Source organism: Pseudomonas sp. 2995-1, assembly GCF_002742505.1.
Taxonomy (GTDB): Bacteria; Pseudomonadota; Gammaproteobacteria; order Pseudomonadales; family Pseudomonadaceae; genus Aquipseudomonas; species Aquipseudomonas sivasensis.
In genome coordinates this window covers 166,714-183,839 of the sequence record NZ_LJSA01000332.1, presented here as the reverse complement: position 1 = coordinate 183,839, position 17,126 = coordinate 166,714, and the positions used below count along the sequence as shown (strand labels likewise).

General features: G+C 60.1%; 13 protein-coding genes. 4 read left to right on the top strand and 9 right to left on the bottom strand.

Going from position 1 to position 17,126, the window contains the following annotated elements:
• Positions 1–897: 897 nt before the first annotated feature.
• Positions 898–1,563: a polysaccharide lyase family 7 protein gene (locus AOA61_RS09780; protein WP_032884045.1), complete on the bottom strand. Its 666-nt coding sequence runs from the start codon at positions 1,561–1,563 to the stop codon at positions 898–900.
• 308 nt (positions 1,564–1,871) lie between these two features.
• Between AOA61_RS09780 and AOA61_RS09775 the strand changes: the two genes are divergently transcribed.
• The 3 genes from AOA61_RS09775 to AOA61_RS09765 are packed head-to-tail and all read left to right on the top strand — an operon-like array spanning position 1,872 to position 4,837.
• Positions 1,872–3,977 (top strand): bifunctional diguanylate cyclase/phosphodiesterase, encoded by a 2,106-nt coding sequence (locus AOA61_RS09775; protein WP_099601674.1) that lies wholly within the window; start codon positions 1,872–1,874, stop codon positions 3,975–3,977.
• Between the two features lie 43 nt (positions 3,978–4,020).
• The gene (locus AOA61_RS09770) at positions 4,021–4,521 is read left to right on the top strand and encodes a M48 family metallopeptidase (protein WP_032884043.1); all 501 of its coding nucleotides are present in this window, start codon (positions 4,021–4,023) and stop codon (positions 4,519–4,521) included.
• 19 nt (positions 4,522–4,540) lie between these two features.
• Positions 4,541–4,837, top strand: coding sequence for a helix-turn-helix domain-containing protein (locus AOA61_RS09765; RefSeq protein WP_032884042.1), 297 nt, complete (start codon positions 4,541–4,543; stop codon positions 4,835–4,837).
• 106 nt (positions 4,838–4,943) lie between these two features.
• On the opposite strand, the gene AOA61_RS09760 is transcribed toward AOA61_RS09765, so the two are convergent.
• A complete protein-coding gene (locus tag AOA61_RS09760) occupies positions 4,944–5,396 on the bottom strand; it encodes a GNAT family N-acetyltransferase (RefSeq protein ID WP_095185098.1) in 453 nt (150 codons plus the stop codon).
• Between the two features lie 201 nt (positions 5,397–5,597).
• Here AOA61_RS09760 and AOA61_RS09755 point away from each other — a divergent pair, with 201 nt between their 5' ends.
• Positions 5,598–6,335 carry an ABC transporter substrate-binding protein gene (locus AOA61_RS09755; RefSeq protein WP_032884040.1) on the top strand — a complete coding sequence of 246 codons (738 nt, stop codon included), beginning with the start codon at positions 5,598–5,600 and terminating at the stop codon, positions 6,333–6,335.
• Between the two features lie 109 nt (positions 6,336–6,444).
• Here the strand turns inward: AOA61_RS09755 and yccS are convergent, their stop codons facing one another.
• The 7 genes from yccS to AOA61_RS09720 form a co-directional block, all read right to left on the bottom strand.
• Complete coding sequence (gene yccS, locus AOA61_RS09750) at positions 6,445–8,628, bottom strand: YccS family putative transporter (RefSeq protein ID WP_099601673.1); 2,184 nt, start codon at positions 8,626–8,628, stop codon at positions 6,445–6,447.
• 220 nt (positions 8,629–8,848) lie between these two features.
• Entirely contained in the window at positions 8,849–10,027 is a 1,179-nt protein-coding gene (locus AOA61_RS09745; RefSeq protein ID WP_099601672.1) for an NAD(P)/FAD-dependent oxidoreductase, read from the bottom strand.
• 158 nt (positions 10,028–10,185) lie between these two features.
• Complete coding sequence (gene dbpA, locus AOA61_RS09740) at positions 10,186–11,523, bottom strand: ATP-dependent RNA helicase DbpA (protein ID WP_233897098.1); 1,338 nt, start codon at positions 11,521–11,523, stop codon at positions 10,186–10,188.
• Between the two features lie 130 nt (positions 11,524–11,653).
• Positions 11,654–13,081: a multidrug transporter subunit MdtD gene (gene mdtD, locus AOA61_RS09735; RefSeq protein ID WP_032884036.1), complete on the bottom strand. Its 1,428-nt coding sequence runs from the start codon at positions 13,079–13,081 to the stop codon at positions 11,654–11,656.
• A gap of 35 nt (positions 13,082–13,116) precedes the next feature.
• Entirely contained in the window at positions 13,117–14,007 is an 891-nt protein-coding gene (locus AOA61_RS09730; protein ID WP_032884035.1) for an alpha/beta fold hydrolase, read from the bottom strand.
• 183 nt (positions 14,008–14,190) lie between these two features.
• Positions 14,191–15,507 carry a TldD/PmbA family protein gene (locus tag AOA61_RS09725; RefSeq protein ID WP_095185097.1) on the bottom strand — a complete coding sequence of 439 codons (1,317 nt, stop codon included), beginning with the start codon at positions 15,505–15,507 and terminating at the stop codon, positions 14,191–14,193.
• On the bottom strand, positions 15,507–16,949 hold the full coding sequence (locus tag AOA61_RS09720; protein ID WP_099601671.1) for a TldD/PmbA family protein: 1,443 nt from the start codon (positions 16,947–16,949) through the stop codon (positions 15,507–15,509). The genes AOA61_RS09725 and AOA61_RS09720 overlap by 1 nt, the downstream gene beginning before the upstream one ends.
• Between the last annotated feature and the right edge of the window lie 177 nt (positions 16,950–17,126).

Here is a 17,126-nt window from a genome sequence, read left to right as displayed (position 1 = left end):
GCTCCTTGTTTTTTCGAACAACAAAGTTGTACGGGTAAGTGATATTTAATGTTGCTCTAACTAGGGGGTGGGCGCCATGGTTTGTCAGGATGGCGTGTTCGCTGCATAAACCTTTTTTCCATCTTGTGATAATTAGTTTGGATTGAAATAATGGTTTTGAAACCTGTAATAATTAACAGTTTTTTATGACTTTTTGCTATGTATGTTAGTGCGAATTCCAGCCCTCCACCTGTTATAAGGCAGCCACGCCTTGATGGTCCAGGTAGCGGGAGATGCAGGTCGTTAATAGCGGATGGGCTATCGATTCAAAAAGGGCCGGATTAGTTGGCTGTCAATCGAGAGAGCGAACAGAAAACTGCGTGTGGCAAGGGCGCTTAGGTTGGACTGCGCAGCGGCTTCCGGCGGTAGCAAGTGCCCTTACCGCAGGAGCTGGTGCATTGTTTAAGAGGCTGGGGATGTCAGTGAATCATCCTTGGGGCAACAGAAAACACCTGCCGAGTTTATGCCGGGCTCAGTAATCCAAAGGGTTCGATGACTTTGTGTTATCGCTGATCGGCTCAATGGTCTTTATGTCCTGAGGTTGACGGTCCGGTACACGCCTGCTGAGCGATAGTAAGTCAGCTCTGCTTTTTTATCGTCGAACCTTGGGTCTTCTCCTTCATCGGTCTCGTCGGAGCTATCGCTCAGGCGGACGTCTATTTTGAATTTCTTCGTCGATTGAAGTTTTTACGGATGTCATTCATTGAGATGCGCATCTCAAGACTCCAGATCCATGGGGGAGGCCCACGGTTATGGGCGTTAGATTCCCCCAATAGGTTAATCTTGGCGACTGTGAGGCCTGACAGTTTTCAAGATGATTTGGCTATGCGTGATATCGCGAAAACGTTGGGTCACGCCTCACTCGTGATCAATATCCAACTTCGCAAACGTCACCTTCGCGCCTTCCTTGCTGTCCCCACTGTTGTCCTGCACATACGCGCCGGCCTTGAAGTACAGCGGCTTGCTGCCCCACGCTGCGCCAATGCGCTCGTTCCATTCACTGTCGGCGGCGTACACGCTGAGCAGCCCGGCTTTGTTGAGGTTGATCACGTAGGTAAAGCTTTTCTCCAGCGGCACATTGGACGCGACGATGACCACGCGGCTTTCACCTTCATCCGGGCGCATGCGCACTTTGGCGACGATGTTGCCGGTCTGGGTCTTTTCCTTGAACTGGTATTCGAGCTTGATCAGCGGTTTTTGGCTGTCATAGGCGTGGATCTGGCCGATGACGATCTTGCCGCTTGAGGGTACTTGGTTCACGGCCAAGGTGGCGCGCAGGAAGTTGTCGGCTTCGGGGTAGGTCCAGTTACGCAAGCGCCCGTCGGCGTAAGTTTCGCGCAGCTCACTGCGTGGGTAGATGGCGTTTTCGGTGCGGGTGCCGGTGACGGGTGTCCAGAACTGCACGTTGCTGCCTTCGGCCTGGAAGTACTGGTCGTTGAAGCCGCTGAGCAGCTTTGGGGTGTCGATAGTCGCGGGGGGCGAGCCGACCGGAATGCTCAGGTTCCAAGTGGAGAGGTCGATCATGGCGTTGGCCTTTTACAGGGGGTGAAGGCTTTGGCCCGTGGGCCTTACAGGTTCTTTATAGGCGGTGGCCGGCCTGTTGTTAAACATTTACTGGCAATTTATTGGCGCCAAATGAATGCCAAAAAGCCATGTTTCCCATGAACCGTGGGCTGTAGAGGTTGACCGTTAGTCGGCTGAGTGAACTTTGGCGCAATGATGGCATCCACGTCACTTCTGATTTTCAGTATCCAGGGCTAGAGTGAGCCCTCAATGTTTATCCGCGTTTTCTCTCAGAAGTGACCGGAGTAGACCTAAGGAAGAGACCCAGCATGGAATGCGCTCCACCTCATGGCGATGGCAGTTCGGTTCTTCTGGTCGTCGATGACTACCCGGAAAACCTGATCAGCATGCGTGCGCTGCTACAACGTGATGACTGGCAGGTGGTCACCGCGGAATCCGGGTTGGAAGCTCTGGAGGTGCTGCTGCAGCATGAAGTGGACCTGGTATTGCTGGATGTAATGATGCCCGGCATGGACGGCTTTGAAGTCGCCCGCCTGATGCGTGGCAACCAGCGCACACGCATGACCCCTATTATCTTCCTGAGTGCCAACGCCCAGTCGCCCGCCGCCGTGCTGGAAGGCTATGCCAGTGGCGCCATCGACTACCTGTTCAAACCCTTCGACCCGCATATTCTCAAGCCCAAGGTCCAGGCGTTGCTGGAGCATCAGCGCATTCGCCGGGCCTTGCAGCGCCTGAGCCATGATCTGGAGTCAGCCCGGGCCTTTAATGCCTCGGTGTTGGATAACGCCGCCGAGGGCATCCTGGTGGTGAGTGAGGAGGGCGTGATCGAATACGCCAACCCGGCGATCTCGCGCCTGCTCAATGCCCCGATCCAAGAGTTACAGGGCCAGGAATTCCTGAGTTTCATGCAAAAGCCCCATGTGCCCACGTGGCTGGATTCGCAGATGTACGCCGGTTACCGCAAGGGCGAAACCTGGCGCCTGCACGATGCGCTTCTGCGCACCGGCCGTGGCCAGCAGGTGCCGGCGGCGTTGTCATGCGCGCCGCTGCCCACCGAACAGAAGGCCATGGTGGTGACGGTGCTGGATATGTCCGAAGTGCGCCACCTGCATCAGCAGTTGGAATTCCAAGCCGTTACCGACCCGCTGACCGGGCTGCTGAATCGACGCGGCTTCCACCAGGCTGTGGAGAACACGCTGTTGCGCAGTGAACGCACAGAGCAGTCCTTGGTGTTGCTGTACCTGGACCTCGACGGTTTCAAGCGCGTCAACGATTCTTTGGGCCATGATGCGGGCGACCGGGTTTTACGCTGGGTTTCGGAGCAATTACAGGGCGGCTTGCGCTCCTACGACATTATCGGCCGCATGGGCGGTGATGAATTTACTGCGCTGCTGGAGTTGGAGTTCCCAGAGCAGGCGGCAAAAATTTCGGAAAAACTGATCGAACGAGTCTCCGTGTGTCAGCAGGTTGACGGTTTGGATGTGATGCTCGGCGTGAGCATTGGCATTGCTACCTTCCCGGACTGCGGTTCGGACCTGAATGGTTTGCTGCGTGCGGCCGACATCGCCATGTACGAAGCCAAGCGCGCGGGCCGTCAGCAGTATCGCTATTACGACCAGGAAATGAACGGCCGCGCGCGCTCGCGGCTGATGCTCGAAGACAGCGTGCGTACGGCCATTCAAAACAAGGATTTCACCCTGGTCTACCAGCCTCAGGTCTCTCTGGCTGATGGGCGCCTGCGCGGTGTCGAGGCGTTATTGCGTTGGCAACACCCCAGCGTCGGCGATGTACCGCCTGGGCTGTTTTTACCGCTGCTGGAGGAAGCGCGACTGATCAGCCAGCTGAGCGCGTGGATTTATCAACAGGTCGCTGCCCAGCGTCAGGTGTGGCAAAGCACCTTCGACGATGAATTGGTGCTGAGCGTCAGCCTGAGTAGCAGCCAGTTCAATATGCCCAACCTGGCTAACCAGTTGCAGCAGGTGATGGAGCGACATGGGCTTCAGGTTGGGCAGCTGGAGGTGGAAATCGGCGAGGATTGCCTGATGAGTAGCTTGGAAGAGGCCACCAAGCAGCTCAAGTTACTGCGCCGAATCGGGGTGCGCATCGCTTTGGATGACTTTGGTTCGGGACAATGTTCCCTGGCGCATCTGCGTGACTTGGAGTTCGACACCCTCAAACTCGATCCGCAATTAGTCGCGCGCCTGCCGGGGTCGGTGAGGGACGCAGCGATGGCACGCAGCATTATCGAACTGTGCGGGCATTTTGACGTGCTGGTGGTGGCCGAGGGTGTGGAAACCCAGGAGCAAGCTCAGTGGCTCAAAGCCCATGGCTGCCCATTTATCCAGGGACCGTGGGCGGCGCACCCCCTGATGGCCGACGAAGTGGTCGACTGGTCACGCGCCCGCCTGCGCTGAATTCGCTACACTGGCGCCCATTCGAACCCTGTTGCAGACCTCAATGACCGCGCTGAAATACCTCCAGGCTTACCCCGCAGCCCTCCAGGAGCAAGTACGTCAACTGATCGCCAAGGACCAGTTGGGCGCTTACCTGGAGCAGCGTTATCCCGAGCGTCATGCGGTGCAGAGCGACAAAGCCCTGTACGCCTACGCACTGGCGTTGAAGCAGGAACACCTGCGCAATGCGCCAGCGATCGACAAAGTGCTGTTCGATAACCGCCTGGATCTGACCCACCGCGCCCTCGGGCTGCACACCACGATTTCGCGGGTGCAGGGCGGCAACCTCAAATCCAAGAAAGAGATCCGCATTGCTTCACTGTTCAAGGACGCCGCTCCGGAATTTTTGCGCATGATCGTGGTGCACGAGCTGGCGCACTTTAAGGAATCGGACCACAACAAGGCGTTCTATAAACTCTGCGATTACATGATGCCGGGCTACCACCAGGTGGAATTCGACCTGCGGGTGTACCTCACGTATCGCGACCTGCAGGGCAAGCCCTGACCGCACAAGGCGACTGACCATGGATGTGAGCAAGACCAAAAGCAGCTTCTACCGCCGCCTGTACGTGGCGTACCTGATCGACAGCGGGCTCGCCAGCAGTGTGCCGGCGCTGACCGACGTCACCGGTATGCCCCGGCGAACGGCGCAGGACACGATTGCGGCGTTGGCTGACCTGGATATCGTGTGTGAATTCGAACAGGAAGACGGCGCCCGCAACCATGCCGGGCACTATCGGATTCGCGACTGGGGCGCGATTGATCGGGGGTGGATCGAGGTGAATCTCGACCAGATCAAGCGGGTTCTGGGTTATCCCTGAGTTTGGCGGTGGCTGGTCTGGCGCTATCGGGAGCAAGCCCCCTCCCACAGTTTGAATGTATTCACACATTCAAACTGTGGGAGGGGGCTTGCTCCCGATGGCGGCCTTAAGCGCGCCGCATACCAATATGTGGAATGTCATCCTCCAGGTATTCCTCACCCGCCACCACAAACCCATACCGCCCGTAATAGCCCTGCAAATGCGCCTGGGCTGACAGGAAGATCGGCGTCTCAGGCCAGGTCTCCTCAATCTGCTTGAGAGTTTCTTCCATCATCTCGTGCCCCAGCCCGGTACCCCGTGCCGCCGGTGCGACGATCACCCGACCGATAACCACATCGCCACCTTGGGATTCCGGATCCAGCAGGCGCAGGTAGGCCATCAGTTCATCGTCTTTCCAAGCCATCAGGTGGTGGGTATCACCCGTCAGATCCTGCCCGTCGATGTCCTGATAAACGCACTTCTGCTCGACAACGAAAACCTCGCAGCGCAAGCGCAGGATGGCGTATAGCTGCTCCTTGCCCAGGTCGGTGTGATGTTTGCAGACCCAATCGACTGTCATGGTGTGTTCTCTCGTAAATGTCTGTTCTGGATAGTAGGCGCGACGGGCTTCAGTGTCTAAATCAACTATTTTTGTGAATGAAATCAATTTGCCACTATTGAGTGCAGGCGGCGGCCGTTTCTTTGTGTAATCTGAGCTAATGTTAGAACCTCAGGCGCAGCCTGAGCTAAGGCCACCGCCTGTCCGCCAAGGATTTTGAGCATGCCGCGATTCTCTCGTGCCGTTGCTTTGATTGGAGTGTTGCTGCTGGCAACGCCTGCATGTGCACAGCGCCTGCGCCTGGTCGCGGATGCCTGGCCGCCCTTTACCGATGCCACGCTGATCAACGGGGGCTTGGCCACTGATATTGTCAGCACGGCCTTGGCGCGCGCGGGCTATGCCAGCGATTTCGAGCAGGTGCCCTGGGCTCGCGCGCTGATGGGCGTGGGTGACGGGCGCTATGACGTGCTGGTCAACGCCTGGTACGACGACGCGCGTACGCACTTGGGGCAATTCTCCGGCGAATACCTGCTCAACCGCGTGCGTTTTATCAAGCGCCGTGACGACCCCATCGAGTTTCAGAACCTGCAGCAACTGCACGACTATCCCATCGCGGTGGTACGTGGTTATGCGTATTCAGCGGCGTTCGATGGGGATGCGCAGTTGCAGAAAGTGCCTGTGCATAACTTCGCCATGGCCGTGCGCATGCTGGCGGCGCAGCGGGTGCGGCTGACGGTGGAGGATGAATATGTGGCGCGCTTTTACCTGGCACGGGAGTCGGCCCGGGTGCGTAATACGGTGGAGTTCCTGCCACAGCCGCTGAGTGAAAACAGCCTGCATATTCTGGTGAGCCTGAAGAACCCTGAGCACGCGCAGATCGTGGCGAGCTTTGACCGCGAGATTGCCAAGATGAAGGTCGATGGCAGTTATGCGCGGTTGATGAAGGCCCATGGCATGTAGTGCCTGTGCGGGCCTCATCGGGAGCAAGTCGAATCGTCGCACCGCCCCTCCCACATTCGGACCGTGTGAATCCGATCAAGTGTGGGAGGGGCTTGCCCCCGATAGCGGCCTAAGCCGCGCTGGTATCTTTGATCAGGTGCGCCGCCAAGGTGCGCAACGGCCCCAACTGCCGGCAAATCAAGGCCAACTGTGTCTGCACCAATCGCTGCCCTTCATCAATCTCATCCGGCATCTGCTCCAAGTCCGCCGCCAGGGCTTCCTCGGCGTCGCTCTGGATCGCAATGGGTTGCTTGTTGGCCAAACCTGTCGCGATTTCATCGATGCTCGCAGCGAGGGTTTTACCCGCGCCGTCGATCAGATGCTCGCGCACCTCAGCCGGCAATGGCGTATCGCGGTGGGCTCCGAGGCCTGACAAGTAGCTGAGCAAGGTGTGGGACAACACCAGGAAACGGAAGCCCACATCCGCCTCCTTACGGAAATGCCCCGGCTCCATCAACATGTTCGCCAGCGTGGTGGACAGCGCCGCATCGGCGTTGTGCGCGTTGCGGCGGGCCAGGCGATAGGCCAGGTCGTCGCTTTTGCCGGCGGCGTATTGCTGCATGATCTGGCGCAGGTAGATGCTGTTGCAGGTCAGGGTGTTGGCCAGCACTTTGTTCAGGCGACGGCCTTGCCAGTCCGGCAGGAACAGGAACACGGCCAGGCCGGCGATCAAACTGCCGAGCAAAGTATCGAACAGCCGTGGCAAAAACAGCCCGTAGCCATCCCCCACCTGGTTAAAGCAGAACAGCACCATCAGGGTGATTGCTGCTGTGGCCAGGGTGTAGCGGGTGGTGCGGTTGATAAAGAACACCAGGCCGGCAGCGATGGCGAACATCGATTGCACCAAGGGGCTTGGGAACAGGTCGAACAGCGCCCAGGCCACGGTGAGGCCGATAGCGGTGCCGATGATCCGCTGGCCGAGCTTGCGCCGCGTCGCACCGTAGTTGGGCTGGCACACAAACAGGGTGGTGAGGATGATCCAATAACCTTGGGAGGCGTGGATGGCATGCAAGGTACCGTAGCCGATGGTCAGCGCCAGTGACAGGCGCAACGCGTGTCGGAACAGCAGCGACGTCGGCGTGAGTTGGGTGCGCAGGCGCGTCCACATTTCTTTGAGGTTGCGCGGCGCGCGGTCCAACAGGTTGCTGTCGGTGGCGTCGGCCAGGGCGTCGGGGTTGCTCGCGTCGCCGAGCAGGCGGTCAAGTGTGGACAGGTTGGCCGCCAGGGCGCGCAACGAACGCAGCAGGCCGCGCCAGGCCGGGTTGCTCTGGATGCGCAAGTGTTCCAGGGAGGCGTTCAGGTCGCTCAGGGCTTCGGCGAAGCTGTCGTCATAGATGAACGGTTGGCGCAGTTGGATCGACTCGGCCAGGGCCTGGCAGGCCTTGCCTTGTTGGCGCAGCAAGCGCTGACAGCGGAACAGCACATCGCTGTGGAAGAACGCATCGGCCAGGGCGTTGTAAGGGTAGTGGGATGAGCTGGCGCGTTCGTGGATGTCCTGGGCCAGGAAATACAGCTTGAGGTAGCGACTGACCTTCGACCCCGGTCGACCATTGCCCACGCGGTGCAGGATGATTTCTTTCGCGGCATTCAGCGCGGCCACCACCCGGCCATTTTGCTGGGCAAGTTCCAGGCGGGGCGCCTCCACATCCAACTGGCGGATTGGTTCAAACAGCGACGACTTGAGCTTGAGGTAGCGCCCCAACTCGCGGAACAGCCGCGCCAGGCTCTGCTGCACCGGCTGGTTGGAAAACAGCGCCTGCCACAGCACCGACAACGCGCCGTACCAGGCCGCACCGGCCACCAGCAGCAACGGCTCATGCCAGAAATCACTGACGGCGCCGCCGCGCTGATCCACGCCGATCATGGTGTAGACCGACAGGATTAACGTGGCCGACGCAATCGCGCCATAGCGTTCGCCCAGCGCCCCGAGCATCGTCAGGCCGAACGTCGCCAGAGCCAGGGAGATGGCGAAAATCCAGGGGTAAGGGAACAGCAATTCCACCGACAGCGCGGCGATGCTGAAGCACACCAGCGTTACTGCCAGGGCATTGAGGCGGCCCTGCCAACTGTCGTCGGTCTCAGCCAGGGCGCTGGCGATAATCCCCAGGAACAGCGGGATCAGCAGCGTCATTTCATCCTGATACCAGCACAGCGCCATGCTGCCGGTGAGGGCGATGAATACCCGAATGCTGTAACTGAATTTATCCAGCGCCCACAGGCGCCGCATAGACTGCTTGAACGAGGTCGATGACATGAAGTCGTGAGTCTTCCGGGACGATGCCGTTAAATTGAGCCATCAGTGACGCCACGGCAAGGGTGGTGATCACATCTGACAACAAATTATTCGCAGGCACCCCTCAAATCAAAATGTGGGAGGGGACTTGCCCCCGATTGCAGTGTGTCAGCCAGAATATCGGTGACTGATGCACCGCTATCGGGGGCAAGCTCCCTCCCACATTTTTTACTGCGTGGTGTCAAACAAACTGCGCGGCCGCGTAGCCGGAAGCCCACGCCCACTGGAAGTTAAATCCGCCCAGATGGCCGGTCACGTCCAGCACTTCCCCAATAAAGTACAAGCCAGGGCTTTTCAGCGATTCCATGGTTTTGGACGACACTTCCCGCGTGTCCACCCCGCCCAGCGTCACCTCGGCGGTGCGATAGCCCTCGGTGCCCGCTGGCACCAGCTGCCAGCTCCCCAGCTTCTGCGCGATGTCGGCGATTTCGGCGTGGGTGTACTGCTTCATCGGCTTGGACGCAAACCAGGTGTCCGCCAGCAGGTTGGCCATCTTCTTGGTGAAGATCTCACCCAGCAGGGTTTTCAGCTCGCTGTTGGGGCGCTCGACCTGTTGCTGTTGCAGCCAGGTGTGGGCGTCGTGGTCGGGCAGCAGGTTGATTTCCACGGTGTCGCCGGATTCCCAATAGGAGGAAATCTGCAAGATCGCCGGACCGCTCAGGCCACGGTGGGTAAACAGAATGTTCTCGCGAAAGCTCTGATCGTTGCAGCTGACCAGGCAGTCCACGGACGTGCCGGACAACTCGCCGCACAAGTCCTTGAGCTGATCAGTGATGGTGAACGGCACCAGCCCGGCGCGGGTTGGCAGCAGTTCGTGACCGAATTGCTTGGCCACTTGATAACCAAAACCGGTGGCGCCCAGGGTCGGAATCGACAAGCCGCCGGTGGCGATCACTAAGGATTCGCAGCGCACCTCACCCAGCGTGGTTTGCAACTGGTAGCCGCCGTCGACCTTGGCAATCTCCTGGATCGACGTGTCCAAGTGCATGCTCACGCCGGTCTGGATGCATTCGTCGAGCAGCATGCCGAGGATGTCGCTGGACTTGTTATCGCAGAACAACTGGCCCAGCTTCTTCTCGTGATACGGCACGCCGTGCTTGGCCACCAGCCCGATAAAGTCCCACTGGGTGTAGCGGGCCAGGGCGGATTTGCAGAAGTGCGCGTTGTGCGAGAGGAAGTTGGCCGGCTCGGTGTACATATTGGTGAAATTGCAGCGGCCACCGCCGGACATCAGGATCTTCTTGCCGGCCTTGTTCGCATGGTCGATCAGCATCACCTTGCGCCCGCGCCCGGCGGCGGTCAGCGCGCACATCAAGCCTGCGGCGCCGGCGCCAATGATCACAACTTCGGTCGAGCGCAAAACGGTGTCCTCATACAAATTCTGATTTGGAATGCAGTTAATGTGGGAGGGGGCTTACCCCCGATAGCGGCGGTTCAGTCACATCTATATTGACTGACACTCCGCTATCGGGGGCAAGCCCCCTCCCACATTGGATCTCCATTGGTGCGGAGATGGTGTTACAGGATCCGAACGCGCAACGAACGGCCTTTGATCTTGCCGTCATTCAAACGCTGCAACGCTTGCTTGGCGATTCCGCGCTCAACAGCCACAAAGGCCTGGAAGTCAAAGATCGCGATCTTGCCGACCTGGGCGCCCGGGATGCCGGCTTCGCCGGTCAGTGCGCCGAGGATGTCGCCCGGACGTACTTTGTCTTTACGGCCTGCGGCGATGCACAGGGTGCTCATCACCGGCAGCAACGGACCGCCGCTTTGCGGCTTGAGGTTGTCCAGTTGGTCCCAGTTCAGCGGCGACTTCTGCAGTTGCTCGATGGCCTGGGCGCGGTGCGCTTCGGACGGCGCCACCAGGCTGATTGCGATGCCGGTCTCGCCCGCACGACCGGTACGGCCGACGCGGTGGATATGGATTTCCGAATCGCGGGCCAGTTCGACGTTGATCACCATGTCCAGCGCGTCAATGTCCAGGCCACGGGCGGCGACGTCGGTGGCGACCAGCACCGAGGTGCTGCGGTTGGCGAACATCGCCAGCACCTGGTCACGGTCGCGCTGTTCCAGGTCGCCATGCAGGCCAACGGCGGAAATGCCCTTGGACGTCAGGTGGTCGACGGTTTCCTGTACTTGCTGCTTGGTGAAGCAGAACGCCACGCAGGAAGCCGGGCGGAAATGCGCCAGCACCTTGGTCACGGCGTCCATGCGTTCTTCCGGGGAGATCTCGTAGAAACGCTGCTCGATCTGGTCGTCGGAGTGGAACGCTTCGGCTTTCACTTGCTGCGGCGCGCGCATGAACTTCGAGGCCAACTGCTTGATGCTCACCGGGTAGGTGGCCGAGAACAGCAGGGTTTGGCGGCGTGGTGGGGTCTTGCTGATGATGTCTTCGATCGCGTCGTAGAAGCCCATGTCGAGCATGCGGTCGGCTTCATCGAGGATCAGGGTGTTCAAGCCGTCCAGCACCAGCGAACCTTTGCGAAGGTGTTGCTGGATGCGGCCCGGGGTGCCGACGATCACGTGGGCGCCGTGCTCAAGGGAGGCGATCTGCGGACCGAGGGACACGCCGCCGCACAGGGTCAGGACCTTGATGTTGTCTTCGGCGCGGGCCAGGCGACGGATTTCTTTGGCGACCTGGTCGGCCAGTTCACGCGTCGGGCACATCACCAGCGCCTGGCAGCCGAAGTAGCGCGGGTTGATCGGGTTCAACAGGCCGATACCGAATGCAGCGGTCTTGCCGCTGCCGGTCTTGGCCTGGGCAATCAGGTCCAGCCCTTTGAGGATCACCGGCAAGCTTTGCGCCTGGATCTGCGTCATCTCGACATAACCCAGCGAGTCGAGGTTAGCCAGCATGGCGGCGGACAGGGGCAAAGTATTAAAAGCGGTGGCGATGGTAGTCACGGGACTGGCTCTGCAAAACAAAATGTCGCGCAGTGTACCAGCCCTGTGGGAATTTCCCCGCAAGTTCTAGACGAGACGCCGCTTAATGCTCGATATGTTGGTCTGGGTTGACCACCCGTTTGCCGTCTGTTGGCGACAGTTGCAGGAAGATCGCCGCCGCCAGCATCGCCATGATGCCCACGGTGAGGAAGGTCAACTGGAAGGCGCCCAGCACACTTTCCACGCCATCATTGCCCGATTCGGCAGTGAAGCCGCCGAGCAGCGCACCGGCGCAGGCCACGCCCAGGCTCAGAGACAGTTGCGCCACCACCGAAAGCAAACTGTTGCCGCTGCTGGCCTGAGCGTCGTCGAGGTCGATCAGGGTCACGGTGTTCATGGCGGTGAATTGCAGGGAGTTGATCGCCCCCAGCACCGCGAGCATGCCCAGCAGCAAAGGGTAGGGCGTCTGTTCCGTAACCAGGCCCATGCTGGCGAGCATCATCCCCAGCGCCAGGGTATTGCCGGTGAGCACGATGCGATAACCCAGGCGCTCGATCAACGGACGCGCCACGGACTTGGCAAACATAGCCGCCGCCGCCAGTGGCAGCATGCTCATACCGGCTTGCGATGGCGAATAACCCAGCGCTACCTGCAACAACAGCGGCACCAGGAACGGCAGCGCGCCGCTGCCCAAGCGGGCGAACAGGTTGCCCAGAATGCCCACCGCAAACGTGCGCGTCTTGAACAGCACCGGCGAGAACAGCGCATTGTCGATATGCCCGGCCCGCAGCCAATACGCCGCCAGGCACGCCAGCCCTCCGAACAGCAGCAACATCACCCGCAGGTGCGGAAGGTGCAGTTCGCCCAGGCCTTCCATAGCGATGGTGATCAACACCATCGCCGCGCCGAACAGCAAAAAGCCGAGGCCATCAAAGCGTGTGCGCTCGCTACCGCGCAGGTCGGGGATGAATTTCCACACGGCGTAGCAGCCGATCATGCCCACCGGCAGGTTGATCAGGAAGATCCAGTGCCAGGTTAGGTATTGCACCATCCAGCCGCCCATGGTCGGGCCGAGCAATGGGCCGAGCAGGCCAGGAATGGTGATGAAGCCCATGATCCGCACCAGCTCGGAGCGCGGGTAAGCACGGAGAACGACCAGCCTTCCGACCGGCAGCATCAGCGCGCCGCCCAAGCCTTGGATCACCCGCGCACCCACCAGCATGGTCAGGCTGCTGGACAAGGCGCACAGCAAGGAGCCGATGCTGAACAGCATGATCGCGCCAAAGAAGATTTTCTTAGTGCCGAAGCGGTCGGCAATCCAGCCGGACGCCGGGATCAGCAGGGCGACGGTGAGCATGTAGGCGATCACCACACCTTGCATACGCAGCGGGTTCTCGGCGAGGTCCCGCGCCATTGCCGGCAGCGCCGTATTCAGAATCGTCCCGTCCAGCGACTGCATGAAGAAGGCAATCGCCACCACCCAGGGGAGCCAGCGGGCGGTCTTGTCATCGAGCGGGACGCGATTCGGCATGGGAACCCTTTTGTTAGCAGGCTATGTGTTGGCGATTATGCGCCATTCGTCGCGCTTTTTCCCACTGGCGGTTCGTCTAAGTCCGACAACACCGCGTGCTCGCCCACCAAAAAATTCAGCAGCGCGCGGTGCACCGATAACGCGGCCTCGCGGGACTCCAGATCAAGCAAATGACCGGTGTGCTCGGCCACTGCAAAGCTGCTGCGGGCCACGTAATGCTTGAACAGCTGGGCTTCGGCGGCCGGGGTGTATTCGTCCAGGGCGCCGTTGAGGAAGTGCACCGGCGTTTCAATCTGCCGCAGTGCTGGCAGGTAGTTGCCGTCACCCAGACCGAGTACCTGATGGATATGGAAGCGCGCCTGGCGGTACTCGGTGGTGGCCATGGTCGACAGGTGACGGTGGTTATTTCGTTTGAGCCGGGGCGAGAGGTATTTGCCGACCGTCTCGTTGAGCAAGTGGCCGACAGCGGATTTGTCATCGGCCTCGATCAGCACGCGCACGCGCTCCACGTAGTCGAGCATGGGTTGGTTGAGGTTGGGCGCCAGGGCCATCACCACCGAGCTTTCGATGGACGGCGGGTTGTGCGCGAGGGTCAGCAGCGTGGAGATGCCACCCCAGGAGGCCGATACCAGGTGGTTGACCTCGAAGCGTTCCACCAGGGCGCGCAGCATCTGCACTTCGTCGTCCTTGGTCACTAGGTCCAGGTCGGTGTTGTGCTCGCGGGAATAGCCGGAGAATGGCAAATCGAAGAGCAGCACATTGAAATGCTCGGCCAGGCATTTGCTGGTGCGGGCGAAGGAGCGGGTGGTGGAGAGCGCGCCATTGACCATCAGTACCGTTTTCTTTTGCGGGTCGTGACCCAGTTGCTCCATGTGAACGTTGTAGTGTTTGAACAGCTTTTGTATGACGAAACTTCCATGGTTCATCGCAGTACTTCCAGTATGTGGCGGTATGCCACTAGCTGTTATAGCGAGGTTTTTTGCAGGCGACAACAGGCCGCCCGTGCAAACGGGCAGGAAGAGAATTTACGGTAGGAAGGGCCGAAACCGGGATGTCTGAAATCAGCACAAAACACTGTGGGAGGGGCTCCTCCCACAGGCATTTGATGTTTAGAGAGTCAGGGTCAGGCGTTTTACCAAAGCCCCCGGCAACAGGTTGGATGCAGTGTTGCGCTGTCCGTAGGTGCTGGCCGACAGCAGCAACTCGCGCTCAGCGGTGAGGGCTTCCAACTGCGAGCCGAGCAGGCTGTAGACGCTGTCATCAAACCGCATGGTGCTGACCGGCGCCTTGATCTCGCCGTCTTCCACCCAGAACGTGGCGAAGCGCGTCATGCCGGTGAGGCGGGCGGCGGGCAGGTCTGAATAGTTCAGGTACCACAGGTTGCTGATGTACAGCCCGGTGCCGAGTTGTTTGAGGATGTCAGCTTCGGCCAGGCTGCCCGCTGCCATCTGCAAGGCACTGGGGGATTCGTCGCTGCTGGCGCCGTTGGTGCTGAGACCATATTCGGCGGCACTGCGCGAGTTAACCAGTTGGCCTTCGGCCTTGCCCGCGTTGATCAACGTGACATCGCCGCGCGGGTAGCCCTCGCTGGAAAACGCCTGGCTCAGGGAGCCGCTGACGTGTTCGTTCACTGTTACCAGCGGGCTGAGGTGTTGCTCGCCCGCGTACAGCTTTTGCAGTGAGCTGCCTTTGCTGGCGATGGCCTGTGCGGAGAAACCACCCCAAGTGATGATGCTGATGATTTCTTCCAGCGCCGCCGGGGCGAGGTAGGCGCGATACTGCCCGGGCGCCAGGGTGTGCAACGGTCGACCGAGGAACTCAAGCTGGTTGCGGGCCTGTTGCAAGCGGCGGGCGAACTCGGCGCTGTCCCAGGTGTGCCCGGCATAGTTGGCCTTTACCGCTTCGCCGTTGGCATGGAACAGGCTGAAGTCGAAGTTGAAGCTATTGGCCTGGTGCCAGCCGAATGCCCCATCGGAACTGGCAAAGCCACGGCTGATCGGCCCGGCGGCGTAGATGCCAACCAAGTCCACGCCGTCAGTGGACTGGCTGATGTCCTCCAGCACGAGGGCCAGATCGGGCAGCGGCTGGGCCTGTTCGTTGTGGCTGTGCCAGGCATCGTGGTTGAGCAACAGATACGGGTCATGGGGCAGCAACGGCAATGTTTCGCGCAGTTGTTGCAGGCCATCGGCGAGGCGCTGGCGGTCCAGCTCAGGCGTGCCGGCCAGGGTGATAGCGAGGTCGGCGTGGCGGCCATCGTTGATCAGTTTCAGGTTGAGGCTGGCCTGTTGCACTTGTCCGGCCTGGCGCACCTTGGCGTGGTTGAACCGCACGAACTCGGACGCCTCGGCCGCATAGCTCAGGTGAAATTGTTCCTTTTCGGTGATGGCCTGCTTGAGCCACTCCACCAATGCCTTGAAGGTATTCATCAGGCATCTCCCCCAAATACGTCAATGTTGCTGAACACACACGCGGGTGAGGCGTGGCCGACACGGATCACCTGGTTGGGTTCGCCCTTGCCGCAGTTCGGCGTGCCCAGCACCTTGGTGGTGCTGGCGTCACCCACGGCGCTGAGCTTGCGCCAGAACTGCGCGGAAATAGCTCGGTAGTTGGGGTTCTTCACCACGCCCTTGAGCTCTCCGTTTTCAATCAACTGGCCCCATTCGCAGCCGAACTGGAATTTGTTGCGCGCATCGTCGATGGACCATGAACGGTTCGTCGACATCAGGATGCCGTTTTCGATGCCGCCAATCAGTTGCGCCAGGCTCTTGTCGCCGGCTTCGATATTCAGGTTGGCCATGCGGTCGATCGGCGCGCGGTTCCAACTGCTGGCGCGGCTGTTGGCCACGCCGCTCATGCCGGATCGAAATTGCGACAGCGCCCCACCCAGCGGCTTGATCAACAGCCCTTCGCGTATCAGGAATTGCTTGCTGGCGGCGGTGCCGTCGTCGTCATGGCTGTAGCTGGCGAGCTGTTCGGGAATGTTCGGGTCGAACGTCACATTGAGCAGCTTGGAGCCGTATTGCAGGTGGCCAAAGTCGCTGGCCTTCACAAAACTGGTGCCGGCGTAGTTGCGCTCGTCGCCGAGAATACGGTCCAGTTCCAGCGGGTGGCCGATGGACTCGTGGATCTGCAGGATCATCTGGTCAGGCATCAGCAGGAGGTCGCGCGGGCCTTGGGGCGTGTTCGGCGCCAGCAGCAGTTGCAGGGCTTCGTCGGCAATGCGCGGGGCCGCGCCGACCAGGCCGAAACGGTTGATCACCTCAAAGCCGCCTTGCTGGCCAAAGTTGCTGCCGCCGAGGGTGCGGGTCTGGCTGTCGTTGCCGTCAAAGGCTGTAACGTTGACGCCAGGGAACACAAAACGCTGGGCCTGGCGCAGCTCGGCGCCGGCAGTATTGAGGTAGATCTGCTCGACGTGGGTCAGACCCAGGCTGACGTCCCAACTGACCAGGCGCTCGTCCTTGGGCACGGCGGCCGATTCGTCGCCAAGCAGGTGATAGCAGTCACTTAGGGACGGGAAGGCTTGGTCGAGGTCAGGCGACAGATAGTCGGCGATGTCGCTGGAGACGTGTTGGTCGCGCACATCCAGCAGGGCGTGAGGCTTGATTTGCCGGGCTTGCTGTTCGGCGCGCTCAAGGGCGGCTTGCAGGCCGGCAAGGGAAATGTCGTTGGTCGCGGCGTAGGCTTCGACACCGTTGAGACGCACGGTGAGCATGGCGCCTTCGTCGTTGCTCAAGTGTGGCGGTTCGGCGACGTTCTTGCGCACCGACAGGTACTGGCCGGATTCGCGAACGTAGCGTAGGGAGAAGAAATCGGCGGTAGTGCGCAGGGCACTGAAATGCCGTTTGAGTGTGGCGTGGTGTTCGAACATGGGGCCTTCCTTGTGGGCAGCTCAGCGCGGGCAGGCAAACAGAGTAGGCCTGGGCTGGGGGCTGATCAAGGAAAGTGTAGAGGTAAGGTTTGCAGTGCCTGATCGGGCCCTATCGGGCCCTATCGGGGGCAAGCCCCCTTCCACACTTGATTTGTGAATACATTCAAATGTGGGAGG